This is a genomic window from Pseudomonas sp. microsymbiont 2, assembly GCF_054788395.1.
In genome coordinates this window covers 2,243,534-2,267,654 of record NZ_CM139112.1, presented here as the reverse complement: position 1 = coordinate 2,267,654, position 24,121 = coordinate 2,243,534, and the positions used below count along the sequence as shown (strand labels likewise).

The window sequence follows — 24,121 nt, the reverse complement described above, 5'->3', positions numbered from 1 at the left end:
CGCTCACGCTTGCCACCGTTGCGATTGACATAGAGCGATAGGCGCAGCATTGCGCGCAGCATTGGAGAGATGCATAATTGATCCCGATTCAGAAGTTGAGAAAGCCGGGCTGCCACCCGGTTTTTTTATGCCCGCGATTTGGGTACTGGATGAATTAGCAGGTGTTTTGGCCATCTACTCGCACAAGGCTGGCTAGATCAGAATCTGCACCACTTGGCGTCAGACCTCCGGCTGAAACAGGGAAAACATCATCCAGGGCGCAAGTCGCTCCAAGTTGATTTAGGGCCGAGACGATCTGTCTAGCCTCTTCCAGCCCTGGGGCCCTCCGCCCTGCCTCATAATTGGCGAGCCGTGATTGGTTCCAATCGAGCTTTCGCCGGAGACTGGCCTGACTGATACCCGCCCCCTTTCGGATCTGTCGAACGTGGTTCATAGGGGTTCCTCTTGACTGGGCCTCAGGATAAACACGTAACGTGTTATTTTCAATCACGAAGAGTGAAAGCGAGCTATTTCGTAACGTGATTACAATCACGGCTATGAAAGAGACCCTCGGACAACGCATCAAACGCCACCGCAAGGCTGCCGGGCTCTCCCAGGCCGCGCTGGCGACTGCCTGCGGCTGGAAATCCCAATCACGGGTGGGCAACTACGAAACTGATACGCGGGAGCCATCTCTCGCGGATCTGCGCCTAATCGCAAATGCGATTGGTGTGGATGAGTCGGAAATCATCTTGGATTACAAACCGAGCGCCCCGGAAGCGGGCGCTGAGGCTGTCGAATCAAACGCGACGATGATTGGCCCATTTGATGTGTGGGATGACGAAACGCCATTGGATGGAGATGAGGTATACGTGCCCTACCTGAAAGAGGTCGAGCTTTCAGCAGGCCGAGGCCGCACGGTTGTTGAGCAATCACATACGCGCAAATTGCGGTTCGGCAAAATCACCCTTCGCCGACAGAACGTGCAACCAAGCGAAGCAGTTTGCGTGAACGTTGGCGGCAATAGCATGGAGCCCGTGCTACCCGATGGAAGTACCGTCGGCGTTGATCAGGGCGCCACTACCGTAATCGATGGCAAGATGTACGCAATCAATCATGGCGGCCAGCTGCGGGTGAAAACCCTATACCGCTTGCCTGGTGGTGGGATCAGGATGCGCAGCTTCAACCGTGATGAGCATCCTGACGAGGAATACAGCGCAGAAGAGATGGTCGCTAAAGAGATCGTCATTCTAGGGAAAGTCTTCTGGTCCTCGGTCCTCTGGTAGCACTCCTTTCGCCAACCAAGCCCGGCTAAATGCCGGGTTTTTTGTTGCTTGCCTGAAAAATAATCACGATTCGTGTTGACATCAATTAACACAATACGTGATATTTGCCTTCGCCGGATCGACACCGGTCAGCAACGAAGGCAGCGATGAACAGGCCTCAACTGTTCAGAGGGGTGGCAACTGCCCTGGGCGTGCAGCGTAAAGCGCCAATGCAGTTTTCCAGCGGGCGAGTGCCGCGGCTGGATACAGGATTTCACTGGCTGGCCTTCGAGTTTGAGGGCCAGACGGGAAATCAACCGGAGCAGTGTCGATGAACAAAGAACAGATCTATGACAGCCAGATCAGCCCGCTAATGCAGCAGGTGATTCAGATTGCCAGGGATAACGGCATCGCCATGATCGCTAGCTTTGCGATTGGCCACGGAGACGGCGGGCCGAATGGCGAAGATGCGACCGAGCTTACCGTGACCACCCACTTGCCAGATGGTGACGAGAAGTTTGATGAACGCTTCCGCAGATCTGCAAACACCATCCGCAATGGCACTACTTCCCAAGGAGGCGTTGCCGCAGTCATGCAAATGACAACGATCAAGCCTGATGGCAGCAAGACTCTGACAGCAATCATTTAGATCGCTAGCACCATGTCAGCCTGACGTTAACTGCCCGATCACCTGGTCTTCCCCAGCACCAGGCTGCATCGGAGAGCCCTTCCCGACCCTACATCAACATGTTCAGGGAGGCAGGCGGGATTGGCTCTCCAATGCAGCCCACCAAGGACCACTCATGGAAACGATCACTTGCGGCACATGGACAGGCCACCTTGGCAAAGGGCTGGCTCCTCGCGAGCTGGAGGCGCTGCTCGGCGTCGCTCAGGGTATGACCGCCAAACAGATTGCCCAGCAGATGCAGATCACCCCGGGCACTGTTGCCAACCGCATCGAGAACGCCATGTTCAAGCTCGGCGTAGCGCGTCGAGCAGCTGCCGTGGCCGAAGCCATGCGACGGCAGATCATCAGCCCACTGTGCATAGCCCTTGCCGGCTTGATCGCTATGCATGCGGTCATCGATGACAGCGATCCCATACGACGTGACCGCCGATCCCCCGAGCGGCTCACTTTCCAAGCTCGAATTGCTCGCAAGACCGATACCTTCGAATACCGGACCTGAGCTCACTCAGAGAATCGAGCGCTCTGGCGCCTAGAGACTCTTTCCCAAGCAGCCGCCAAGAGCAAGACCTGGCGACAGTAGAGGCTGCCAGCTGCAAGCTTAAGGGGCTTTGATTGAATTTGAAACAGCAATACTACTCGCGAAAAAATAGAAGCCCCATAACAAAAAAATAACCACATCCAAAAATCAATGAACCAGGCATTAAGCAATAGAATAAAACCACAAAAAACTTAAGCTTGACATCACTCAAGCTCCGACTTCTCGCGCTCTTTCTTACCAAACAAATACCCCATAGCGAGCGTCACTATTGGAGCAAAAACCCCCCAAGTCTCTTTTAAAATATCCAAGCACTTTTCGCCCTTGTTATAATATATATCAACAGCAAACAATATAAATATTACAACAGCAGACAACCTGACCATTCGAGTAATAAGATACCAAACCACGGAATCTTTAGCCTGATCCCCTTTACCAATGAGATTGGAAAATGGAACCGAGCTAAAATTGAAAATACTTGACTTCCTTTCAAATCCAGCGCCAGCCGGGGGGACATCGATTTTATTTCCGGTGAATTCTTCAGATATCTTACTCATCGCCACCCCCTTCTGCCGGAGATGACTCATCACATCCAATTTTCACAAATGTGTATTGGAGCATATGACTCTGATTTTTTGCGCCATAAATAAAATATGCAAGCCCTATATCGTCATTCCCGAGATTCCCCACTCGTAAAAAATCATTTGTTTTTCCTACCCACTTCACTTGAGGAGGATTATGGAAAAATATTTTCAGCTCTTGAGCCGAGCCTTTGTACAAAATCCTCTGCCCATCTCCATCATAAACAAAAATAAATTTGAAAGTTAAATCTTGAATCTTCACAGAAACAGTATTTTGATCTTTCGGAACTACCACCGAGCCAGATACCAAAACCTCATTGGACCCTATGAATACCTCATGCTCAAGCACTGTGCCACCTCAATAAAGAATAAAACCTAGTTTGGGATTTATGACATCCCGTCTCAATCAGCTAACTTGCACGCAAAAAATCTAACATCACCATCATCTCTCCTTAACAAGGAGATTGCTCAGCAATTTACCGCTGTGATGCCGAAGCCTCTCTTCCCCCAGCTCAAAGAATTTTCGCCAACCTGTAATACCCTATTCTTAGTCAAATTTCCACCGTGCTGCCTTATGCATGGAATGGAGCAGTATCTTTATCGCCAGCCAGGCATTGAGCATCCCATTATCGATGTAGGGGATCCTATTCGCATCGATCACTCGCTGTCGATTTACAAACCGCCCCAATTCGGAACGTTCGCAAGGCCGTGGCCTTCGAGCACCACGCCTGAATCCCATCAGAGGATCATCACATGCACCACTCCATGCAACAGCGCGTGGACGGCCTGGCCGCCCTACGTGCACGCTCCCTTATGGCTACCGCCGAGTTCTACGAGCTGATTGGTCGCCCTGCCCCGGCGCCCGAACCTCTGTTCCAGGCAGTCGCCAAGGGCAAGGCTTGGCACATAATCGAGATTGCCACCGGCAAGACCAAGAGATTCTGCTTTAGCCACCGTGCGGCCATGCGTTTTATTGAAGCAATGGAAGCAGGCAAGCGAACCAGCATTTCTCGCCCTACAGATTAAGGGAGGTGCCGTATGGCGATGGACCAGGCAGAGCGCGACCGGCGCCGTCGCGAAAAAGCCGAGCGATTGCAGGAAGAAGACCTGCGCTTGAAGGTTCGACCAGGGACTAAGCAGGCCCTGCTTGAGCTGATGGAATGGGCCGGGATCGAGGAACAGGGTGAGGCGATGACGCTGATGATTCATCATGTCGAGGCGCTGGGGCATCACGCCCTGTTCAGGATCGCGCGCCACGAAATAGAGGCTCACCGATCTGTGGCGCGGAATGAGCCGCTGCGGCTGTCAGCCAGGAAGCGAACAGGCCAGCACCTGCGGGCGATATGCGGCTGGGCCGGCGCCACATATAGCCAGATGATCGAGGCGCTGATCCACGGCATTCACGCCCTGGGCAGGATGCACGCGGCGAAGTTTCTCACCCCACCGCGGCACAAGATCACCATAACGCCGCGCCTATCTCTGGCCTTCTACCGGAAGAGCATGCTGATGATTCAGCAGGATCCGGGAGACAGCATTATTGCCCCACGCTCATCGTAGGCCGCTGAAAAGCTTGGCCTTCACATACTCAGCGCCGGCAGTCTTTTGCATATCCAACCAGCTTTCAAAGTCGGTGTTCTCCTTGATGAAAGTATCCCACTCGTCATCAGGTATGGCTGCAAAGTCTTCAGCGCTATCAACCTTGAAGCCGGAAGCAGCGAACAATGCCTCAAGATCTGCGAACTTGCTATGAGCTGAAATGAAGGCTGGGTTCATCATGTCGACGAGCTTGACCTGGTGCTTCCCGTCGACCTCCTTAGCGTTTTCGATCAGTTTATCCAGTCCGCTACGGTCAATTTTTACTGACATGTCTGATTTCCCATTCTGACACGGCAACATGCCGGTCACCCGTAATACCCCATCCCACCACAAATTGCCACCATGCCGCCACCTGCATGGAGGGCGGCGCATGCATGGAGAAAGCCATTAACCACTTTCCACCGCGCCCGGTGGCTACCAGGGCAATGATTCTTGAATGCTGCAAGCCAATCGCCGAGAAGCTTGAGGGCGATGCTGAAACCCTGGCGCAGCACTAAAGCCGCCATATGGATGGCTTCGAGCTCTGCATAGAGTTGGCGAAATGGGCCGGCTGGGATATGCAGCGGGACGACATCGACACTCTTGACGAACTGGACTACCTGGTTGACGAAACAGAGCGTAAAGCGGTTCGGGCCTGATTCGACGAGCACAAGCCTCAGCCACCATTCGCCATCGGCGACACCATTAAGGAAGGCGTGATCACCGGCATTAGCACCTACTCCCCGGCCTGCTTCGAAGTGAAGATTGAGGGCGAATCGGACACCGCGCGCAGGATCACCAAGTTCGAAGACATGATAGCCACCTGACCTCAAGCGCTGGCCAACAGCGTATTAGTTGCCACTACCACCAAGCAGATATCACAAACTCGCTATCGGAGTAAATGATGTCGAACTTGATAGCGCAAAGAATGGATGCCTACCTAAACCCGCAGCATTGTGCAATTCTTTTATAAGCGACTGGCACGACTTTAACCGCTTATCAACTATTGATGCATCTAAACTAGTTTGCCAACCGACGGGCTGATCACAATGCACATCCGACTCTGGATCACTAAAAATTTCCAACTCGTGCCTTTCAGTTCGCCCATGGGCCATGTTATTGCGAAACTCCAAAACTGCAGCAACGTCTGGATACGCCTGGGGTATAGTCAGGACACTTAACCCAACAGCCGAACGCAAAATTTTATACTTATCCCAAACAGACTTCTTCTCGTACTTATCAAACCAATGGGGAATTTTTTTTGCTCCCAAATGGTTAAAATAAGCCTCTACTGAGAAAGCGCTCATGACCATTGCACTCATTAAATCAAAAGCAAAACCCTCCTCCTTCCTTGCGGCAACCTTTAGATACCTCACAGCTGATGCATTGAAGAATGCAAATGAGTTAATTTCCTTGTAAGCCATTACACACCCCTAGAACTATGTAAATACCGCTACTTTATACATCAGCCCAATAACCCACACTACCCCAGTGGACAGTATTTGCTCAGTCTGGGACCCTATTTACAGTCTTATAAAGCGCTCCCGCCAACGCAGTAAGCGCAGCAAGCAATGCAGTTCCGATGCCCGTTAGCATCCATTTCTGCTGATCGTAGATGCGAGTAAGCTCTGAGTTTACCGCCAACTTGTTCGCCTCAATCGTCTTGCTCATGCTCTCTTGGTCTCGTCGAAGCAACGGTATAGAAAGGGCCTTTTCAGGCGAGTCAGAGATAGACTTCTCCAGTACTCCAACACGACCACTAAGCAGATTGATGTCGGCTTTAACCAAACCTATAGATAGCTGCTCAGGATTTACCTTATTGGCGTCCGCTCTAAACTCCAACATTAAGCTGCTTAGCTCTCCTAGTTCTTTAGCCGTGGTATTCCTGAACGCCTCATTCAAGATTGACTCACTACTTTCCGGCGCGCTGCGATCCAAGGGAGCACTTCTAAAAATATTATAACCTATTGGAATAATTGAAAAAACCGTCATGATCAGCAATGCAAGAGTAACAGCAAGCTTTATCGTCCTCACCCTTTGCTCGTAACGCCGAGCTTCCAAATCAAGTTCATCAGCTTGAGCGGCGCGACATTCAAGCAAACTCTCGAGTTTTTCTATCCTTTCTTTAAGCTCACGAACTTCTGCGGTTTCCATATCGCTACTCTTGGCAAAAAAGACGAGTATATCAATGTCCAACACCTACGGAAGCGTCTGCAGCGGCATTGAAGCTGCAACCGTAGCCTGGCACCCGCTGGGCTGGCGTGCCGCTTGGTACGCCGAAATCGAGCCATTCCCCTGCGCGGTGCTGGCTCACCACTACCCCGACACGCCGAACCACGGCGACATGACCCGCCTAGCAGCCATGGTGCTGTCAGGCAAGATACCGGCGCCCGACGTGCTGGTCGGCGGCACGCCTTGCCAGGCATTCAGCGTGGCCGGCATGCGCGAAGGTCTGGCCGATCCCCGCGGCGCCCTAACCATCAAATACGTGGAGCTGTTCGATGCAATTGACCATGTTCGAACCATGCGCGGTGAGCCCGAGGCCGTCTGCCTCTGGGAAAACGTCCCTGGAGTCCTCTCCGACAAAGGCAACGCGTTTGGCTGCTTCCTCGGCGCCCTGGTGGGCGAATCCGAAGAACTCCAGCCGCCAGGGGGAAAATGGAAGGACGCTGGTTGTGTGTATGGACCCACGCGAACAGTCGCATGGCGGGTTCTGGATGCCCAATATTTCGGCCTGGCCCAACGACGCCGCCGTGTGTTCGTTGTCGCAAGTGCTCGAGCAGGGTTCGATCCACTCGAAGTACTTTTTGAGCGCGAAGGCCCTCGCCGGGATAGCCCGCCGGGACGGCCGAAGGAGTTCGCACTTCACCCTACTCTCACGGCTAAAGGGGGGGGAGCTCTCGATGACCGAGAGGCATATGTACTGGAGTCTGTAGGTGTTCGAAGAACAACTCCGATCGAATGGGAGCGATGCCAAGGTTTCCCTGATAACTACACTTTGATTCCTTACCGCGACAAGCCCGCTGTGCAATGCCCCGACGGCCCACGCTATAAAGCTTTGGGTAACAGCAAAGCCATTCTAATCATTCAGTGGATTGGTCAACGCATACGGATTCAACTAGGTTGTGGCCAACTCCTTTAACTCTCGATGGACCACACGATGACAGTTTGCACAGAGACATTGAAGATCATTTAAACTCGTCATGTGGCCTGGATCCATAGCTGATACTTGAACCTGTCTGTGGTGCACCTCAATACAAGCCTCACCATGCTTTTCACCATACGTTTTCACTGGATCCATCATACAACGCTCGCAGAACAATCTTTGATGCAGCCGCCGAAACTGCTCTTTCTTGGCTTGTGCCGCTCCTCTGGCGCGCTCCCGATACAAGTGTTCTATTAGCCTAGGCTGGCCTTCCGTCCAAGATTGATCTTCAGAAATAGTGGTAGGCACCGGCCCATTAGGGAAGGCGTCCTTGGGAAGGATATTAAAGCCCGCACCTTCGAGAACCTCAAAGCAAACAGACCCCAAACCTGCTGTGAAATGTCTAGGCAGGACGTTGAAGCCTAAGGCCTTTGAGGCAGCCAGTCCAAACACCGCTTTCGGTGGCAGCCTCTGGTCTGTATCTATGAGCAGGTCGTAGTCAGTTGACGGTCCAAACCCGAGCGTCTCAGCGCCGCTGAGCATCTCTTCGATTGCTAGCCAGACATGTTCTGCCGTAACCCTTCTAAGATCTTCTGAAGGAATCCTGTCTAGGCTCCGCGAATCCTTATTCACTGGCAGCCCGCCCAATAAGTTCCCCAGCAGGGCGGCATGCTCACTGCCTACACGTATTCGGATTCGGCGCGTGGAGTTTCCTCCAGAGGCAGAGCTTGGACGCCCTATGGTCTTCATCCGCAATGCCATCAGCCTTAGCGCTTCGTGAGCAGAAAAGTATTCGTCTGACGATCCGAAGATAGTTCTGTCTTCAATGGAAAGGGATTGCACCTGACTGCTATCAACCCAAATCTGCTTGATACCAATCGCATGGCTTTCTAGAGTCTTCAACAGTACGGCTAATCCACGCGAATACTCCGTATTAATCGCCCCCTTCCCTTTCGTACCACCACGACTGTGGAAGATGATCGATTCGCCATCGATCTCGTAGTGAGCGTCCACCCTCTTACCATCATCAACCACCTGGAACACTTGGCCCATTTGCTCACGCCCTCGTCGTTGCGGTAGCGCGTGATCATATCAGCGTCAGGTCCGAAAGGTTTGTGATGGCCGCCCCCTCCCAACGTCCCCTCTCCCCACTAATCACCGCCGCGATATGGCGGCGCGGAGCCCCCCCATGAATGCCGAAATACTTTCGGACAAAGAACTGACCGAGCTGACCGGCTACAAAGCCAGGAGCTACCAGCGCCGCTGGCTTGAAGAACGAGGCTGGATATTCGTCGAAACCCGCAGCGGGCGACCACTGGTTGGCCGCCTTTACGTCCGCATGAAGCTGGGCGTAGGCCTTGAAGTGGTGACGATGGCACCGCCGCCACCTGCAGCCCCTGCGTGGACGCCAGATATTTCAAAGGTGAGATGAAATGCGTCCAAGGAAGAACGAGAACAGAGATTTGCCACCGGGCGTATACCGGCGCAAGCGCACCAGTAAGAGCAGGAAAAATCCTGACAAGGAATGGATTAGCTACTACTACCGGGACAAGTCGGGCAAAGAGATAACGTTGGGCACCGACCTGAGCCTGGCCCGACTGAAGTGGGCAGAGCTAGAGGCGAAGGAGAAACCCAAAGACCTGGTCACCATGGGGGCCATCTTCGAGCGCTACGAGCGTGACATCATCCCGAAGAAGGCTCCTCGCACACAGAAGGACAACCTGGCCGAGATACGCCAGTTGCGAAACTACTTCGAAAAGGCCCCAATCGACGGCATCACCCCTGCGCATGTGGCGAAGTATCGCGATGCCAGGACCGCCCCAGTCAGGGCGAATCGCGAGATCGCCACCCTATCGCACATCTTCAACATAGCGCGGGAATGGGGACTCACAACCAACGAGAATCCGTGTCAGGGCGTGCGCAAGAACAAGGAGGTGCCGCGGGACTTCTACGCTAACGACGCGATCTGGAACGCGGTTTACGCGAAAGCGGTGGGCGAACTGAAGGATGCCATGGACTTAGCGTATTTGACGGGCCAGCGTCCGGCGGACGTGCTGGTGATGAGAAAGGACGACATTGAGGGTAAGGCACTCGGCGTAAAGCAGAAGAAGACCCAAAAGAAGCTACGGATCATGCTTGAGGTGGACGGAGTAGAGAGCAGCTTGGGCGTGCTGATCAGAAAGATTCTGGAGCGCAACGCTCCGCACAGCTCGCCATACCTTCTGCTGACGGATAACGGCAAACGCGTTACGGCGCCGATGCTTCGTCACCGATGGGACGATGCCCGGGAGGAAGCCGTGAGAGAAGCGGTTGCCGCTGGTGACCAGGTGCTGGCCGGCCGTATCAGCCAATTCCAGTTCCGCGACATTCGCCCGAAAGCAGCCTCGGAAATCACCGATGTCGACCACGCCAGTCTGCTCCTGGGCCATACCAAGGGCGACATCACAGAACGGGTTTATCGCCGAGTTGGAGCTCTGGCGAAACCCACCAAATAGGGAAAGTTTCGGAAGCGCTTCCAGAATAAACCATTCCCAAGGGTGTTCCCATGGGTGGATTTACTATGCCCCAGAAATGCAAAAAGCCCTGAAAAATCAGGGCTTTGAATATGGCGGAAGCGTAGAGATTCGAACTCTAGGATAGTTGCCCATCGACGGTTTTCAAGACCGTTGCCTTAAACCACTCGGCCACGCTTCCAGCTTGTTTTGCGGCGGCAATCATACCGTAATGAAACAAGCTGTCAAACTCTCTGTGTCGCGGGTTGCGGCAGCTCTGATATGCTCCGCATCATACGTTCCAATACCGCAGGTCCCGAACCTGCGGTCCTACCCCAAAGGAGTGCGCCATGCGCGAACAGGATTACGCCGTCCAACACGGCCAGCAGGTCGAGCAGCAGGAGGTCAGCAAGGTCCTGCGCAACACTTACAGCCTGCTGGCCCTGACCCTCGCCTTCAGCGGCATCATGGCCTTCGTCGCCCAGCAGATGCGTGTCGGGTACCCGAACATCTTCGTCGTGCTGATCGGCTTCTACGGCCTGTTCTTCCTCACCAACAAGCTGCGTGACTCGGCATGGGGCCTGGTGTCCACCTTCGCCCTCACCGGCTTCATGGGCTTCATTCTCGGCCCGATCCTCAACCGCTACCTGGGCATGGCCGGTGGCGCCGAAGTGGTCAGCTCGGCCTTCGCCATGACCGCCCTGGTGTTCGGCGGCCTGTCGGCCTATGTGCTGATCACCCGCAAGGACATGAGCTTCCTCAGCGGCTTCATCACCGCTGGCTTCTTCGTCCTGCTGGGTGCCGTGGTGGCCAGCTTCTTCTTCCAGATCAGCGGCCTGCAACTGGCGATCAGCGCGGGCTTCGTACTGTTCTCGTCGGTCTGCATCCTGTTCCAGACCAGCGCCATCATTCATGGCGGCGAGCGCAACTACATCATGGCGACCATCAGCCTGTATGTATCGATCTACAACCTGTTCGTCAGCCTGCTGCAGTTGTTCGGCATCATGGGCCGCGACGACTGACCGGCTCCGCTGGTTCCACCACGAAAAAGCCCGCTTCGGCGGGCTTTTTCGTGCCTGCCGTACAAGGGCGGCAAACATGATATGGATTGACTTAAAAGTCAGCTTATTAGGCCATTTCTCCGCGATTGTGCAGCCATCGTGCGAGCCTCTACCCCTGTGGCCGTTCTGCCCGTAGAATGCGCTCCTTTTTTCTTCCGGGGCAGCATTTCCCATGAGTTCACACGAACACGGCCCAGGCGCGGCGGCGCCTGCCAATGAACTGGTCCTTGGCCTCGAGGACAAGCCGCGCCTGCTGATCGGCCTGCTGGCGGCGCTGCAGCACCTGTTGGCGATCATCGTGCCGATCGTCACGCCGGGCCTGCTGATCTGCCAGGCCCTGGGCGTTTCGGCGCGCGACACCAACCTGATCGTGTCGATGTCCCTGGTGATCTCGGGTATCGCCACGTTCGTCCAGTGCAAGCGCTTCGGGCCGTTCGGCGCCGGCCTGCTGATCGTTCAGGGCACCAGCTTCAACTTCGTCGGGCCGCTGATCGCCGGCGGTGCGCTGATGGTCAAGCAGGGCACGCCGGTGGAAAGCGTGATGGCGGCGATCTTCGGCGTGGTCATCGCCGGCTCGTTCGTGGAAATGGGGGTTTCGCGCATCCTGCCCTTCGTCAAGCGCCTGATCACCCCGCTGGTGACTGGTATCGTCGTGCTGATGATCGGCCTGACCCTGATCAAGGTCGGCCTGATCAGCATGGGTGGCGGCTTCGGCGCCATGGCCAATGGCACCTTCGCCGATGGCGAGAACCTGCTACTGTCGGGCGTGGTGCTGGCGATCATCGTCATCCTCAACCGTATTCCGGTGGTGTGGATGCGCAGCTGCGCCATCGTCATCGCCCTGGCCGTGGGCTATGCCCTGGCCGGCTACCTGGGCCGCCTGGACTTCACCGGCATGCACCAGGCCGCGCTGTTCCAGGTGCCGACGCCACTGCACTTCGGCCTGGGCTTCTCCTGGTCGCTGTTCATTCCGATGCTGGTGATCTACCTGGTGACCTCGCTGGAAGCCATCGGTGACGTGACCGCCACCAGCAAGGTCTCGCGCCAGCCGGTGGAAGGCCCGGTGTGGATGCAGCGGATCAAGGGCGGGGTGCTGGTCAACGGCGCCAACTCGCTGCTGGCCGGCCTGTTCAACACCTTCCCCAGCTCGATCTTCGCCCAGAACAACGGCGTGATTCAGCTGACCGGCATCGCCAGCCGCCATATCGGCATCTGGATCGCCGCCATGCTGATCCTGCTGGGCCTGTTCCCCACGGTTGCCGGGGTGATCCAGGCGGTGCCGGAGCCGGTGCTCGGTGGCGCGGCCATGGTGATGTTCGGTGCCGTGGCGGCCTCGGGCATCAATATCCTCGCCAGCACCCGCCTCGACCGCCGTGCCCTGCTGATCATCGCCGTGTCGCTGTCGCTGGGCCTGGGCGTGGCCCAGGTGCCGGAGTTCCTCGCGCACATGCCGGCGGCGCTGCGCAATGTGCTGGAGTCCGGCGTCGCCACCGGCGGCATCTGTGCCCTGCTGCTCAACTGGTTCCTGCCCGAGGCCAAGGAACAGGCCTGAGCCGCGCCAGCCCGAGTAAAAAGCCCGCGCCCACCAGCGCGGGCTTTTTGCTTTATCATGGCCGCATTCATTTGCACGAGCCTTCCATGAAATTCGCCATCGCGGTCTTTTCCCCGGCCCATGCCCCCTCCTCGCGCCGCGCCTTGCGCTTTGCCGAGGCGGTGCTGGCCGGCGGGCATGAGATAGCCCGATTGTTCTTCTACCAGGATGGGGTGCACAGCGCCTCGGCCAATATCGTCACGCCCCAGGACGAGCTGGACGTGGCCGCGCAGTGGCGCGCCTTCGTCAGCGACCACCGCCTTGACGCCGTGGTGTGCATCGCCGCGGCCCTGCGCCGGGGCGTGCTCGACGACACCGAGGCCAACCGCTACCAGCGCCCGGCGGTGAACCTGCCGATGCCGTGGGAGCTGTCCGGCCTGGGCCAGCTGCACGAAGCCGCGCAACTGGCCGACCGCCTGGTCTGCTTCGGAGGTGATTGAGATGGCCAAGTCCTTGCTGATCATCAGCCGCCAGGCGCCGTGGAGCGGCCCGTCCGCCCGCGAGGCGCTGGACATCGCCCTGGCCGGCGGCGCCTTCGACCTGCCGCTGGGCATGCTGTTCCTCGATGACGGCGTGTTCCAGCTCGCCGCCGGGCAGCAACCCGATGCCCTGCAACAGAAAAACCTGGCGGCCAATCTCCAGGCCCTGCCGATGTTCGGTGTCGAAGAGCTGTTCGCCTGCGGCCATAGCCTGGCCCGCCGTGGACTGGACGGTGGTGCCCTGGCGCTGCCGGTCGAGGTGCTCGACGATGCCGCGCTGACTGCGCTGATTGCCCGTTTCGACCAAGTGGTAACGCTCTGATGACGACCCTGCATGTAATCGCCCACTCGCCCTTCGGCGACGAGCGCCTGAGCAGTTGCCTGCGCCTGCTGGGCCCACAAGACGCGCTGCTGCTATGCGGCGACGCCACCTATGCGCTCAAGGCCGGCAGCGAACCCTTTGCCGCCCTGCAGGCCGCCAACCTTGGCGAGCGCCTGTTCGCCCTCGCCGAAGACCTGCAGGCCCGCGCCCTCGACAACCCATTGGCCAAGGCCGTGGACTACGCCGCCTTCGTCGAACTCTCCCTGCGCCACGACAAGGTCAACAGCTGGCTATGAGCATCCTGAGTGTCGGCGATCGCAGCATCGCCCTGGACAAGGACGGCTTCCTGGTCGAGCTGCAGGACTGGTCCCCTGAGGTCGCCGAGGCCCTCGCCTCGCGCGAAAGCATCGCCCTGACTGCGGACCACTGGGAGATCCTCGAGTTGCTGCGCCAGTTCTACCAGGAATACCAGCTGTCGCCGGCCACCCGCCCGCTGATCAAGTACACCGCACTCAAGCTCGGCGCAGACAAGGGCAACAGCCCGCACCTGAACCGCCTGTTCAATGGCACGCCCGCCAAGCTCGCCGCCAAGCTGGCGGGCCTGCCCAAGCCGACCAACTGCATATGACCGAACCTCGCCCCCTTACCCTGGAAACCCCTGCCGAACACCCCTTCGCCGAATTCGTGCGCATCCTCGGCAAAGGCAAGCGCGGCGCCCGTGGCCTGACCCGCGACGAAGCCCGCGCCGCCATGACCCTGCTGCTCGAAGGCAAGGTCGAGGATACCCAGCTGGGCGCCTTCCTGATGCTGCTGCGGCACAAGGAAGAAAGCGCCGAGGAACTGGCAGGCTTCACCGAAGCCCTTCGCGCCCATCTGCACGCGCCGAGCATTGCCGTCGATCTCGATTGGCCCAGCTACGCCGGCAAGAAGCGCCACCTGCCCTGGTACCTGCTGGCAGCCAAGTGCCTGGCCGGCAACGGGGTGCGCATCCTGATGCATGGCGGCGGAGCGCACACCGCCGGGCGCCTGTATACCGAGCAGTTGCTCGACTTGCTGGACATCCCGCTATGCCGCGACTGGGCCGCCGTGGAGCGGGCCCTGGACAGCCAGCACCTGGCGTTCATTCCGCTGCAGGACTGGGCGCCGCAGCTGCAGCGCATGATCGACCTGCGCAACACCCTGGGCCTGCGCTCGCCCATCCACTCCCTGGCCCGGGTCCTCAACCCGCTCGGCGCCCGCTGCGGGCTGCAGAGCATCTTCCACCCCGGTTACCAGGCGGTGCACCGCGAAGCCAGTCGCCTGCTCGGCGACCACGCCGTGGTCATCAAGGGCGACGGTGGCGAAATCGAGGTCAACCCGGATGTCATCAGTCACCTGTATGGCACAGCGTCAGGTGAAGCCTGGGACGAAGAATGGCCGGCACTCAGCACCCAGCGCCATGTGAAGCCGGCAACCCTGCAACCTCGGCATCTGCTCGCGGTATGGCACGGCGAAGCCGATGACAGCTACGGCGAAATGGCGGTGATCGCTACCATGGCCCTTGCCCTGCGCGGGCTGGGCAAGCCTCGCGAGGAAGCGTTCAGCACTGCTCGCGGCTACTGGGCAGCTCGGAAAAACATCAAGTAAGTAGATGAGAAAGGCGCATTCTTTGCGCTATTCATTCGAACGCCTTGCTCTAGACTGAGCTCCAACGACAAACGACTTTGTTCCGAGGAGCTCCGACATGGGCCTTTTGATCGATGGACGCTGGCATGACCAGTGGTACCAGACCAGCAAGGACGGCACCTTCCAACGCGAGAGTGCCCAGCGCCGCAATCAGTTGCCCGCCGCCGAGGCCGGTCGCTATCACCTGTATGTTTCGCTGGCTTGCCCCTGGGCTCACCGCACCCTGATCCTGCGCGCCATCAAAGGCCTGGAGCCGTTGATCGATGTCTCGGTGGTCAGCTGGCTGATGGGCGAGCACGGTTGGACCTTCGATCGCCAGGAGGGCTCCACCGGCGATCACCTGGACGCCTTGCAGTACCTGCACCAGCGCTATACCCAGGACGACCCTCACTACACCGGCCGCGTGACCGTACCGGTGCTGTGGGACAAGCACGAGAAGCGCATCGTCAACAACGAATCGGCCGAGATCATCCGCATCTTCAACAGCGCGTTCGACGATTTGACCGGCAATACACTGGACCTCTACCCCGAGCCACTGCGGGCGACCATCGATGCGCTCAACGAACGTATCTACCCGGCGGTGAACAACGGTGTGTACCGCGCCGGTTTCGCTACCACGCAGGACGCTTACGAGGCCGCCTTCGACGAAGTTTTCAACGAGCTGGACCATCTGGAGGCGCTACTGGGCCGCCAACGCTACCTGGCCGGCGAATACCTGACCGAGGCCGATGTGCGCCTGTTCACCACGCTGGTGCGCTTCGATGCGGTGTATCACGGCCACTTCAAGTGCAACCTGCGCCGCCTGAGCGACTACCCGAACCTGTCCAACTGGCTGCGCGAGCTGTACCAGTGGCCGGGGGTGGCGGGCACGGTGAACATGGAGCATATCCAGAAGCACTATTACATGAGCCACAAGACCATCAACCCGAACGGGATCGTGCCCAAGGGGCCGCTGCAGGACTTTGGCTTGCCGCATGATCGGGAGCGGTTGTCGGGCAGAGGGATCTGGCAGAGAGGATAAAGACCCCACGTGGGAGCGGGCTTGCCCCGCGATGGCGTCAGAGGCGGCAACATTGTTGCCTGATCTGGCGCCATCGCGGGGCAAGCCCGCTCCCACGTGGATCTACAACGTGCTCAGGCGTCCTGCGCCCCTTCAAACCAAGCCAGCTTCTCGCGCAGCTGCACCACTTCCCCAACGATCACCAGGGTCGGTGCATGCACTTCATGACGCGCCACCAGCTCCGGCAGGTCAGCCAGGGTACCGGTGAACACCCGCTGGTTGCGGGTGGTCCCCTGCTGCACCAGGGCTGCCGGCGTGCTCGCCGCGCGGCCATGGCGGATCAGCTCGGCACAGATGGTCGGCAACCCGACCAGCCCCATGTAGAACACCAGGGTCTGGGCCGGCGCCACCAGGTCATCCCAGGGCAGGTTGCTGGTGCCATCCTTCAGGTGACCGGTGACGAAACGCACCGACTGGGCATAGTCGCGGTGGGTCAGTGGAATCCCGCCATAGGCGGAACAGCCACTGGCCGCGGTGATGCCCGGCACCACCTGGAACGCAATACCCTCGTCGGCCAGCTCCTCGATCTCCTCGCCGCCACGGCCGAAGATGAACGGATCGCCGCCCTTGAGCCGCAGCACGCGCTTGCCCTGGCGGGCCAGGTCGACCAGCAGGCGGTTGATCTTGTCCTGCGGCACGGCGTGGTCGGCGCGGCGCTTGCCGACATAGATGCGCTCGGCATCGCGCCGGCACATCTCGATGATGGCCGGGGCCACCAGGCGGTCGTACAGCACCACGTCGGCCTGCTGCATCAGACGCAGGGCGCGGAAGGTCAGCAGGTCCGGATCGCCCGGCCCCGCGCCCACCAGATACACCTCGCCGCCCTGCTGCACCGGCGCGCCATCGACCATTGCCTGCAACAGGCGTTCGGCCTCCGCGCCCTGCCCGGCCAGCTGGCGCTCGGCGATCGGCCCCTGGAATACGTTTTCCCAGAATCCGCGACGCTGATTGACGTCCGGATACAAGGCTTTGACCTTGTCGCGAAAGCGTGCCGCCAACCCGGCCAGTTCGCCATAGGCGGACGGGATCCAGGCCTCCAGCTTGGCGCGGATCAGCCGCGCCAGCACCGGGGCGTCGCCACCGCTGGAAACCGCCACAACCAGGGGTGAGCGGTCGACGATGGCGGGGAAGATCACCGTGCACAGCGCCGGCGCGTCCACCACATTGACCGGCAGGCTGAACACCTGGGCGTCGGCCGAAACCTGGGCGTTGAGCCCGGGATCATCGGTCGCCGCGATCACCAGGCGGCAGCCGTCCAGGTCGGATGCCTGGTATCCGCGCACCAGGACCTCGCCGCCACCCTCGCGGGCCAGCGCGGCGAGCTGACCGTCGACCTCCGGCGCCACCACCCGCAGCGCGGCGCCGGCATCGGCCAGCAGGCGCGCCTTGCGCAAGGCGATCTCGCCACCGCCGACGACCAGCACCCGGCCGCCCTGCAGCTTATGGAAAAGCGGCAGGTAGTCCATTCAGCGAATGACCTCGACGCCACCCATGTACGGCTTGAGCACGTCCGGCACGCGGATCGAACCGTCGGCCTGCTGGTAGTTCTCCAGCACCGCCACCAGGGTCCGGCCAACGGCCAGGCCCGAACCGTTGAGGGTGTGCACCAGCTCTGGCTTGCCGGTTTCCGGGTTGCGCCAGCGGGCCTGCATGCGACGCGCCTGGAAATCACCGCAGTTGGAGCAGGAGCTGATCTCGCGGTACTTGTCCTGGCTCGGCACCCACACTTCCAGGTCGTAGGTCTTCACGGCGCCGAAGCCCATGTCGCCGGTGCACAGGGCCAGCACACGGTACGGCAGCTCCAGCAGCTGCAGCACGCGTTCGGCGTTGGCGGTCAGGCCTTCCAGGGCTTCCATGGATTTCGCCGGCTCGACAATCTGCACCATCTCGACCTTGTCGAACTGGTGCTGGCGGATCATGCCGCGGGTGTCGCGGCCCGAGGCGCCGGCTTCGCTGCGGAAGCACGGGGTGTGGGCGACCAGCTTCAACGGCAGTTGCTTGGCGTCGAGGATCTCGCCGGCCACCAGGTTGGTCAGCGACACTTCGGCAGTCGGGATCAGGTAGAAGTCAGCCTCGCCTTCGCGGCTGATCTTGAACAGGTCTTCCTCGAACTTCGGCAGCTGGCCGGTGCCCTGCAGGGCCGGAGCCTGCACCAGGTAGGGGGTGTAGTGTTCCTCGTAGCCGTGCTCGCCGGTGTGCAGGTTGATCATGAACTGTGCCAGGGCGCGGTGCAGGCGGGCGATCGGGCCGCGCAGCACGGCGAAGCGGGCGCCGGACAGCTTGGCCGCGGCTTCGAAGTCCAGGCCACCGCTGACTTCGCCCAGGGCGACATGATCCTTGATCTCGAAATCGAAGGTGGTCGGGGTGCCCCAGCGGCGCACTTCGACGTTGTCGTCTTCGCTGGCGCCGACCGGCACGCTGGCGTCCGGCAGGTTGGGAATGGTCAGCAGGATCGCGTCCAGCTCGGCCTGGATGCCGTCCAGCTCGGTCTTGCCAGCGGCCAGTTCATTGGCCATGCGCTCGACGTCGGCCATCAGCGGCGCGATGTCCTCGCCCTTGGCCTTGGCCTGGCCGATCGATTTGGAACGGGCGTTACGCTCGGCCTGCAGTTGCTCGGTGCGGGTCTGTACCGATTTGCGGCGCTCTTCCAGCGATTCGATGCGCGCGACATCCAGGCTGAAGCCACGGGTGGCCAGGCGGTCCGCCACTGCCTGAAGTTCAGTGCGTAACTGTTTGGAATCGAGCATGTCGTTCTCTCGTTATGTGTAAATGTTGGTTCAGAATCGGGTCAGGGACAGGCCGGCCCAGGTCGCGAGCAGGCCGCCTACCACGCTGATAATGGTATAGCCCAAGGCCAGCGGGACCTGCCCGCTTTCCATCAGGCGCACGGTATCGAGCGAGAAGGAGGAAAAAGTGGTCAGGCCGCCGAGAAAGCCGACGATCAGCCCGGCGCGCAGCTCGACCGGCGCCAGCGGCTTGTGCAGGAACAACCCGTAGAGCAGGCCGATCAACAGGCAGCCAACCAGGTTGACCGCCAGCGTACCGGCATAGAAGTGCCGTGGCCAGTGGGCCGCGACCCAGTTGGCGGTGGCGAAGCGCAGCAAGGTGCCGGCGATGCCTCCGGCACTGACCGCGGCGATGAGTGCGATCACGGTTTTCTCCGCTGCCGGGGGCTGGCCTGGTCGAGTTCGGCCAGGTGCTTGAGCTTCTCGCCGATCTTCAACTCCAGGCCTCGGGGAACGGGCTGATAGTAGTGGCGTGGATCGAGCTGCTCGGGGAAGTAGTCCTCGCCGGCGGCATAGGCATCCGGCTCGTCGTGAGCGTAGCGGTACTCCTCGCCATAACCCAGTTGCTTCATCAGCTTGGTCGGCGCGTTGCGCAGGTGCAGCGGCACTTCCAGCGAACCGTGTTCGGCGGCTTCGCGCATGGCGGCCTTGAAACCCATGTACACCGCGTTGCTCTTCGGTGCGCAGGCGATGTAGGTGATGGCCTGGGCCACCGCCAGCTCGCCTTCAGGGCTGCCCAGGCGCTCCTGCACGTCCCAGGCCGAGAGGCACAGGCTCAGGGCGCGGGGATCGGCGTTGCCGATATCCTCGCTGGCCATGCGCACCACGCGCCGGGCGATGTACAGTGGATCGCAACCGCCGTCGAGCATGCGTGCGTACCAGTACAGCGCGGCATCGGGGTTGGATCCGCGCACCGACTTGTGCAGCGCCGAGATCTGGTCGTAGAAGGCCTCGCCGCCCTTGTCGAAACGGCGACGGCTGTCGCCGAGCAGGCTCTGCAGCAGTTCGACGCCAATCTCGCCGCCATCGTCGGCCAGGTCAGAGGCATTTTCGAGGAAGTTGAGCATGCGCCGGCCATCGCCATCGGCGGCGGCCATGAGCATCTTGAACGCCTCGTCACCCACCCGCAGGTTGCGCTTGCCCAGGCCGCGTTCCTCGCTCAGGGCGCGATTGACCAGCTTGCGCAGCGCAGCCTCGTCCAGGCTCTTGAGCACATAGACCCGGGCTCGCGACAGCAGCGCGTTGTTCAGCTCGAAGGACGGGTTCTCCGTGGTGGCGCCGATGAAGATCAGCGTGCCGTCCTCGACAAAGGGCAGGAAAGCGTCCTGTTGCGACTTGTTGAAGCGGTGCACCTCGTCGACGAACAAGATCGTGCGCCGGCCATACTGGCCGGCCTGCTGCTTGGCCACCTCCACCGCCTGGCGGATCTCCTTGACCCCGGCCAGTACCGCCGACACGGTTTCGAAATGCGCGTCGCAGAACTGCGCCAGCAGCCGCGCAAGCGTGGTCTTGCCCACGCCCGGCGGCCCCCAGAAGATCATCGAATGCAGCGCGCCCTGCTCCAGGGCCTCGCGCAGCGGCTTGCCGCGCGCCAGCAGGTGCTCCTGGCCGACGTACTCGTCCAGGTTCGACGGCCGCAGGCGGGCGGCCAGGGGCTGGGCGACGGGTTCGCTTCGAAACAGGTCCATCACAGGCTCTGCTTACTCCTTGATGACATCAGCGCCCTTGGGGATGACGAACTGGAACTTGCTGTCCGGCACCGCCTGGTTGGCCTTGACACCATTGAACAGGATGTTGGTGCGCTGGCCGACGCTGTCGATCAGCTGCATGTCATTGATCAGGCCCCTGCGGAACGACACGCGCAGCGAGTCGAACAGGGTGTCCTTGGTCTTGGGCTTCAAGGTGAAATCCATGACCTCGCCTTGCTCCTTGGAGGTGATATCGAAGCTCTGGCTGATCTTCGACACGTCGCCGGACAGCAGCAGCGCCGGGGTCTGGTTCAGGCGCACGTCGAGCTTCTTGATGGTCGCCTGCTCGAGGTCCGGGTCCCACAGGGTGACGTTCTTGCCATCGGACACCACCACTTGTTCCTGGGGCGCGTCGGTGTGCCAGTAGAACAGGCCTGGGCGCTTGACGGTCATCTTGCCATTGGTTTCCTGCAGGCTGGTGCCGCTGGCATCCAGGGTCAGCTGGGAAAAATTGGCTTCGATGGTCTGCGACTTTTCCAGCAATTGCGTCAGGCGCTGGACGTCCTGTTCGCCGGCCTGGGCCGACAGGCTGGCCGCAGCCAGGGCAGAAACCAACAGCATGCGAATCGCGCGCATGGAAATCCTCATTGCACAGTGAAAGGGCCGGGCGTCATCAATGGCACCCGGCAGGTTGTTCGTCAGTCGCGCGGGCCGCCCGGGGCAATCACTTCCCGCGAGCCGTTGCTGTTCATCGGCGTGACCACGCCGGCCATCTCCATCGACTCGATCATCCGCGCGGCGCGGTTGTAGCCGATCTTGAGCTTGCGCTGCACCGCCGAGATCGACGCCCGCCGGCTTTCCAGCACGAATTGCACGGCTTCGTCGTAGAGCGCGTCGGCTTCCGGGTCGTCGCCATCGCCACCGCCACCGCCGCCTTCGAAGCCGCTGCCGGCCTCCTCGACGCCGTTGAGGATGTCATCGTTGTAGTCCGGCGCGCCGCGCAGTTTCCAGGCCTCGACCGTGCGATGCACCTCGTCGTCGGAAACGAACGCGCCATGCACGCGGATCGGCAGGCTGGTGCCCGGCGGCATGTAGAGCATGTCACCGTGACCGAGCAGCTGTTCGGCACCGCCCTGGTCGATGATGGTCCGCGAGTCGATCTTGCTCGACACCTGGAACGCCATGCGGGTCGGGATGTTGGCCTTGATCAGGCCGGTGATCACATCCACCGACGGGCGCTGGGTGGCCAGGATCAGGTGGATACCAGCGGCACGGGCCTTCTGGGCGATACGGGCGATCAGCTCTTCGACCTTCTTGCCGACGATCATCATCATGTCGGCGAATTCGTCGACCACCACCACGATGGTCGGCAGGGTCTTCAGGGTCGGCGGCTCATCATCCATGCTCTCGCGACGGTACAGCGGATCGTGGATGACTTCGCCGGCTTCCTGCGCATCCTTGATCTTGCGGTTGAAGCCCGCCAGGTTGCGCACGCCCATGGCCGCCATCAGCTTGTAGCGGCGCTCCATCTCGGCGACGCTCCAGCGCAGGGCGTTGGCGGCGTCCTTCATGTCGGTGACCACCGGGCAGAGCAGGTGCGGGATGCCTTCGTAGATCGACAGCTCGAGCATCTTCGGGTCGATCATGATCAGCCGCGCGTCTTCCGGGCCCGACTTGAACAGGATCGACAGGATCATCGCGTTCACACCCACCGACTTACCGGAACCGGTGGTACCGGCCACCAGCAGGTGCGGCATCTTCGCAAGGTCAGTGATCACCGGCTTGCCGCCGATGTCGTGGCCCAGGGCCAAGGTGACCGGCGACTTCTGCTCGTCGTATTGCGGCGAAGAGAGCACCTCGGAGAAACGCACCATCTGGCGGTTCTCGTTGGGGATCTCGATACCCACGGTGGTCTTGCCGGGAATGACCTCGACCACGCGCACGCTGGTCACCGCCAGCGAACGCGCCAGGTCCTTGGCCAGGTTGGCGATGCGGCTGACCTTCACGCCAGCGGCAGGCTGGATCTCGTAGCGGGTGATCACCGGGCCCGGGTGAATGGAGTCGACGGAAACCTCGACGCCGAACTCCTTCAGCTTGATTTCCAGCAGATGGCCGACACCCGCCAGCGACTCCGGCGAGTACTCGATCTTCTTCTGCTCGGCCGGGTCGAGGATGGAGATCGACGGCAGCGTGCCTTCCACGGCGCTGTCGACGAACAGCGGCGCCTGCTTTTCCTTCATGACCCGCTTGCTCGGCTCGGGCGCCTTGGCCACCGGAGCCGGCAGGTTGATCACCGGAGCCGGCTGCTGCTCGCGCTGGGCGACATGCTTGGTCAGCGCCTCGTCGCGCTCGATGATGCGCTCGCGGGCCTTGACCTGCTCGCGCTTGTCCACCACCACGGGGGCGACCACTTCATCGACCCGTTCATCCACTTCGCGCAATTGCGCCACCAGGCGCTTGCGCTCGTTGCGCGCCTCCCACCAGCGGTTGGCGGCATTCTGCACCAGTTCGAACAGGTCGAGGGTGATCTTGCCCGTGACGTCCATCACCTTGAACCAGGACAGGTCGGTGAACACGGTCAGGCCGAACAGGAACAGCGCGATGAACATCAGCGTGCTGCCCTGCACGTTCAGCAGATTGCGGGCCAGGTCGCCCAGGCTCTCGCCCAGCGCGCCGCCGGCGGAAAACGGCAGGCTCGCCGAGGGATGGAAATGGATATGCGCCAGGGCAGCGCCCGACAGCACCAGGAACACCAGGCCGATCAGCCGCCAGGAAAACAACCAACCGCTCCACTGCCAGGGCTGGTGGCGCTCCCGGAAGATCTGCCAGGTCTTGATCGCCAGCAGCAACGGGAAGATGTAGGCGAAATAGCCGAGCACCATGAACAGGATGTCGGCGAAGTAGGCGCCCGCGCGGCCAGCGGCGTTCTGCACCTGGTCGGCGTTGCTGGTATGGCTGAAGCCAGGATCGGACGTGTCGTAGGTGAGCAGTGCCATCCACAGGTACAGGCACAGGGCGCCAACGGCGATCAGCGCACCTTCCTTGAGGCGGTAGTGCAGCTGCTGCCGCCACAGAGGCACTGGCAAGGGGGCTGGAGTTGCGGTGGATTTCTTCAAAACGCGTCTATTCCTGCGCGTACTGCGCGTCCAATAGTGATTGGCCGTCCGCCGGCCAATGAGCCACTACTTTTAACATTACTGCCCGCCAGC

29 protein-coding genes, 1 tRNA gene and 1 pseudogene are annotated in these 24,121 nt (G+C 60.1%); 16 read left to right on the top strand and 15 right to left on the bottom strand.

Features of this window, described 5'->3' with window-relative positions; genetic code table 11:
- Positions 1–154 precede the first annotated feature (154 nt).
- A complete protein-coding gene (locus ACYUME_RS10270) occupies positions 155–433 on the bottom strand; it encodes a helix-turn-helix transcriptional regulator (protein WP_082337787.1) in 279 nt (92 codons plus the stop codon).
- A gap of 103 nt (positions 434–536) precedes the next feature.
- Between ACYUME_RS10270 and ACYUME_RS10265 the strand changes: the two genes are divergently transcribed.
- From ACYUME_RS10265 to ACYUME_RS10255, 3 genes are all read left to right on the top strand, one after another.
- A complete protein-coding gene (locus tag ACYUME_RS10265; RefSeq protein ID WP_460418767.1) occupies positions 537–1,265 on the top strand; it encodes an XRE family transcriptional regulator in 729 nt (242 codons plus the stop codon).
- A 310-nt stretch (positions 1,266–1,575) separates the two neighbouring features.
- Positions 1,576–1,893 carry a hypothetical protein gene (locus ACYUME_RS10260; protein ID WP_460418766.1) on the top strand — a complete coding sequence of 106 codons (318 nt, stop codon included), beginning with the start codon at positions 1,576–1,578 and terminating at the stop codon, positions 1,891–1,893.
- A gap of 154 nt (positions 1,894–2,047) precedes the next feature.
- Entirely contained in the window at positions 2,048–2,431 is a 384-nt protein-coding gene (locus tag ACYUME_RS10255) for a helix-turn-helix domain-containing protein (protein ID WP_460418765.1), read from the top strand.
- A 242-nt stretch (positions 2,432–2,673) separates the two neighbouring features.
- On the opposite strand, the gene ACYUME_RS10250 is transcribed toward ACYUME_RS10255, so the two are convergent.
- Both ACYUME_RS10250 and ACYUME_RS10245 read right to left on the bottom strand, forming a co-directional pair.
- A complete protein-coding gene (locus tag ACYUME_RS10250) occupies positions 2,674–3,024 on the bottom strand; it encodes a hypothetical protein (protein ID WP_460418764.1) in 351 nt (116 codons plus the stop codon).
- Positions 3,017–3,397 (bottom strand): DUF6864 domain-containing function, encoded by a 381-nt coding sequence (locus ACYUME_RS10245; protein WP_460418763.1) that lies wholly within the window; start codon positions 3,395–3,397, stop codon positions 3,017–3,019. Before ACYUME_RS10245 ends, ACYUME_RS10250 begins: the two co-directional genes overlap by 8 nt.
- 404 nt (positions 3,398–3,801) lie before the next feature.
- On the opposite strand from ACYUME_RS10245, the gene ACYUME_RS10240 reads away from it, so the two are divergent.
- Together ACYUME_RS10240 and ACYUME_RS10235 are read left to right on the top strand one after the other, a co-directional pair.
- A complete protein-coding gene (locus ACYUME_RS10240; RefSeq protein ID WP_460418762.1) occupies positions 3,802–4,074 on the top strand; it encodes a hypothetical protein in 273 nt (90 codons plus the stop codon).
- A gap of 12 nt (positions 4,075–4,086) precedes the next feature.
- Positions 4,087–4,605 (top strand): hypothetical protein, encoded by a 519-nt coding sequence (locus ACYUME_RS10235; protein WP_460418761.1) that lies wholly within the window; start codon positions 4,087–4,089, stop codon positions 4,603–4,605.
- On the opposite strand, the gene ACYUME_RS10230 is transcribed toward ACYUME_RS10235, so the two are convergent.
- From ACYUME_RS10230 to ACYUME_RS10215, 4 genes are all read right to left on the bottom strand, one after another.
- Complete coding sequence (locus ACYUME_RS10230; RefSeq protein ID WP_460418760.1) at positions 4,597–4,914, bottom strand: hypothetical protein; 318 nt, start codon at positions 4,912–4,914, stop codon at positions 4,597–4,599. The genes ACYUME_RS10235 and ACYUME_RS10230 overlap by 9 nt on opposite strands.
- A 35-nt stretch (positions 4,915–4,949) precedes the next feature.
- Positions 4,950–5,294 carry a hypothetical protein gene (locus ACYUME_RS10225; protein ID WP_460418759.1) on the bottom strand — a complete coding sequence of 115 codons (345 nt, stop codon included), beginning with the start codon at positions 5,292–5,294 and terminating at the stop codon, positions 4,950–4,952.
- Positions 5,295–5,501: 207 nt separating this feature from the next.
- Positions 5,502–6,047 carry a hypothetical protein gene (locus ACYUME_RS10220; RefSeq protein WP_460418758.1) on the bottom strand — a complete coding sequence of 182 codons (546 nt, stop codon included), beginning with the start codon at positions 6,045–6,047 and terminating at the stop codon, positions 5,502–5,504.
- A gap of 82 nt (positions 6,048–6,129) precedes the next feature.
- Complete coding sequence (locus ACYUME_RS10215) at positions 6,130–6,777, bottom strand: hypothetical protein (protein ID WP_460418757.1); 648 nt, start codon at positions 6,775–6,777, stop codon at positions 6,130–6,132.
- A 34-nt stretch (positions 6,778–6,811) separates the two neighbouring features.
- On the opposite strand from ACYUME_RS10215, the pseudogene ACYUME_RS10210 reads away from it, so the two are divergent.
- Positions 6,812–7,471 (top strand): annotated as a pseudogene (locus ACYUME_RS10210) (DNA cytosine methyltransferase); the annotation flags it as partial.
- A 270-nt stretch (positions 7,472–7,741) separates the two neighbouring features.
- Here the strand turns inward: ACYUME_RS10210 and ACYUME_RS10205 are convergent.
- Positions 7,742–8,821: an HNH endonuclease gene (locus ACYUME_RS10205; RefSeq protein ID WP_460418756.1), complete on the bottom strand. Its 1,080-nt coding sequence runs from the start codon at positions 8,819–8,821 to the stop codon at positions 7,742–7,744.
- A 136-nt stretch (positions 8,822–8,957) separates the two neighbouring features.
- Between ACYUME_RS10205 and ACYUME_RS10200 the strand changes: the two genes are divergently transcribed.
- Positions 8,958–9,200 carry a DUF4224 domain-containing protein gene (locus ACYUME_RS10200; protein WP_460418755.1) on the top strand — a complete coding sequence of 81 codons (243 nt, stop codon included), beginning with the start codon at positions 8,958–8,960 and terminating at the stop codon, positions 9,198–9,200.
- Between the two features lies 1 nt (position 9,201).
- Positions 9,202–10,263: a tyrosine-type recombinase/integrase gene (locus tag ACYUME_RS10195; protein WP_460418754.1), complete on the top strand. Its 1,062-nt coding sequence runs from the start codon at positions 9,202–9,204 to the stop codon at positions 10,261–10,263.
- A 111-nt stretch (positions 10,264–10,374) separates the two neighbouring features.
- Here the strand turns inward: ACYUME_RS10195 and ACYUME_RS10190 are convergent.
- A tRNA-Ser gene (locus ACYUME_RS10190) sits at positions 10,375–10,462 on the bottom strand.
- Positions 10,463–10,610: 148 nt separating this feature from the next.
- Here ACYUME_RS10190 and ACYUME_RS10185 point away from each other — a divergent pair.
- From ACYUME_RS10185 to ACYUME_RS10150, 8 genes are all read left to right on the top strand, one after another.
- Positions 10,611–11,282 carry a Bax inhibitor-1/YccA family protein gene (locus tag ACYUME_RS10185; RefSeq protein WP_028692373.1) on the top strand — a complete coding sequence of 224 codons (672 nt, stop codon included), beginning with the start codon at positions 10,611–10,613 and terminating at the stop codon, positions 11,280–11,282.
- 211 nt (positions 11,283–11,493) lie between these two features.
- On the top strand, positions 11,494–12,873 hold the full coding sequence (locus tag ACYUME_RS10180) for a nucleobase:cation symporter-2 family protein (protein ID WP_460418753.1): 1,380 nt from the start codon (positions 11,494–11,496) through the stop codon (positions 12,871–12,873).
- A gap of 86 nt (positions 12,874–12,959) precedes the next feature.
- Positions 12,960–13,352, top strand: coding sequence for a sulfurtransferase complex subunit TusD (tusD, locus tag ACYUME_RS10175; protein WP_028692375.1), 393 nt, complete (start codon positions 12,960–12,962; stop codon positions 13,350–13,352).
- A 1-nt stretch (position 13,353) separates the two neighbouring features.
- Positions 13,354–13,713: a sulfurtransferase complex subunit TusC gene (tusC, locus tag ACYUME_RS10170; RefSeq protein WP_460418752.1), complete on the top strand. Its 360-nt coding sequence runs from the start codon at positions 13,354–13,356 to the stop codon at positions 13,711–13,713.
- A complete protein-coding gene (gene tusB / locus ACYUME_RS10165) occupies positions 13,713–14,009 on the top strand; it encodes a sulfurtransferase complex subunit TusB (protein WP_279885539.1) in 297 nt (98 codons plus the stop codon). Before tusC ends, tusB begins: the two co-directional genes overlap by 1 nt.
- Entirely contained in the window at positions 14,006–14,341 is a 336-nt protein-coding gene (locus tag ACYUME_RS10160; RefSeq protein ID WP_460418751.1) for a TusE/DsrC/DsvC family sulfur relay protein, read from the top strand. The genes tusB and ACYUME_RS10160 overlap by 4 nt, the downstream gene beginning before the upstream one ends.
- Positions 14,338–15,339 carry a glycosyl transferase family protein gene (locus tag ACYUME_RS10155; RefSeq protein ID WP_279885535.1) on the top strand — a complete coding sequence of 334 codons (1,002 nt, stop codon included), beginning with the start codon at positions 14,338–14,340 and terminating at the stop codon, positions 15,337–15,339. The genes ACYUME_RS10160 and ACYUME_RS10155 overlap by 4 nt, the downstream gene beginning before the upstream one ends.
- 97 nt (positions 15,340–15,436) lie before the next feature.
- Positions 15,437–16,399 carry a glutathione S-transferase family protein gene (locus tag ACYUME_RS10150; protein ID WP_460418750.1) on the top strand — a complete coding sequence of 321 codons (963 nt, stop codon included), beginning with the start codon at positions 15,437–15,439 and terminating at the stop codon, positions 16,397–16,399.
- Between the two features lie 113 nt (positions 16,400–16,512).
- Here ACYUME_RS10150 and cysG read toward each other — a convergent pair whose 3' ends face one another.
- The 6 genes from cysG to ftsK form a co-directional block, all read right to left on the bottom strand.
- The gene (gene cysG / locus ACYUME_RS10145) at positions 16,513–17,904 is read right to left on the bottom strand and encodes a siroheme synthase CysG (protein WP_460418749.1); all 1,392 of its coding nucleotides are present in this window, start codon (positions 17,902–17,904) and stop codon (positions 16,513–16,515) included.
- The gene (serS, locus tag ACYUME_RS10140; protein ID WP_460418748.1) at positions 17,905–19,185 is read right to left on the bottom strand and encodes a serine--tRNA ligase; all 1,281 of its coding nucleotides are present in this window, start codon (positions 19,183–19,185) and stop codon (positions 17,905–17,907) included. It abuts the gene before it with no gap.
- 30 nt (positions 19,186–19,215) lie between these two features.
- Positions 19,216–19,590 carry a fluoride efflux transporter CrcB gene (crcB, locus tag ACYUME_RS10135; RefSeq protein ID WP_028692383.1) on the bottom strand — a complete coding sequence of 125 codons (375 nt, stop codon included), beginning with the start codon at positions 19,588–19,590 and terminating at the stop codon, positions 19,216–19,218.
- Positions 19,587–20,912 (bottom strand): replication-associated recombination protein A, encoded by a 1,326-nt coding sequence (locus ACYUME_RS10130; RefSeq protein ID WP_460418747.1) that lies wholly within the window; start codon positions 20,910–20,912, stop codon positions 19,587–19,589. The genes crcB and ACYUME_RS10130 overlap by 4 nt, the downstream gene beginning before the upstream one ends.
- 12 nt (positions 20,913–20,924) lie before the next feature.
- Positions 20,925–21,548 (bottom strand): outer membrane lipoprotein chaperone LolA, encoded by a 624-nt coding sequence (gene lolA, locus ACYUME_RS10125; RefSeq protein WP_279885521.1) that lies wholly within the window; start codon positions 21,546–21,548, stop codon positions 20,925–20,927.
- 62 nt (positions 21,549–21,610) lie between these two features.
- Positions 21,611–24,028: a DNA translocase FtsK gene (ftsK, locus tag ACYUME_RS10120; protein ID WP_279885519.1), complete on the bottom strand. Its 2,418-nt coding sequence runs from the start codon at positions 24,026–24,028 to the stop codon at positions 21,611–21,613.
- Positions 24,029–24,121: the final 93 nt, after the last annotated feature.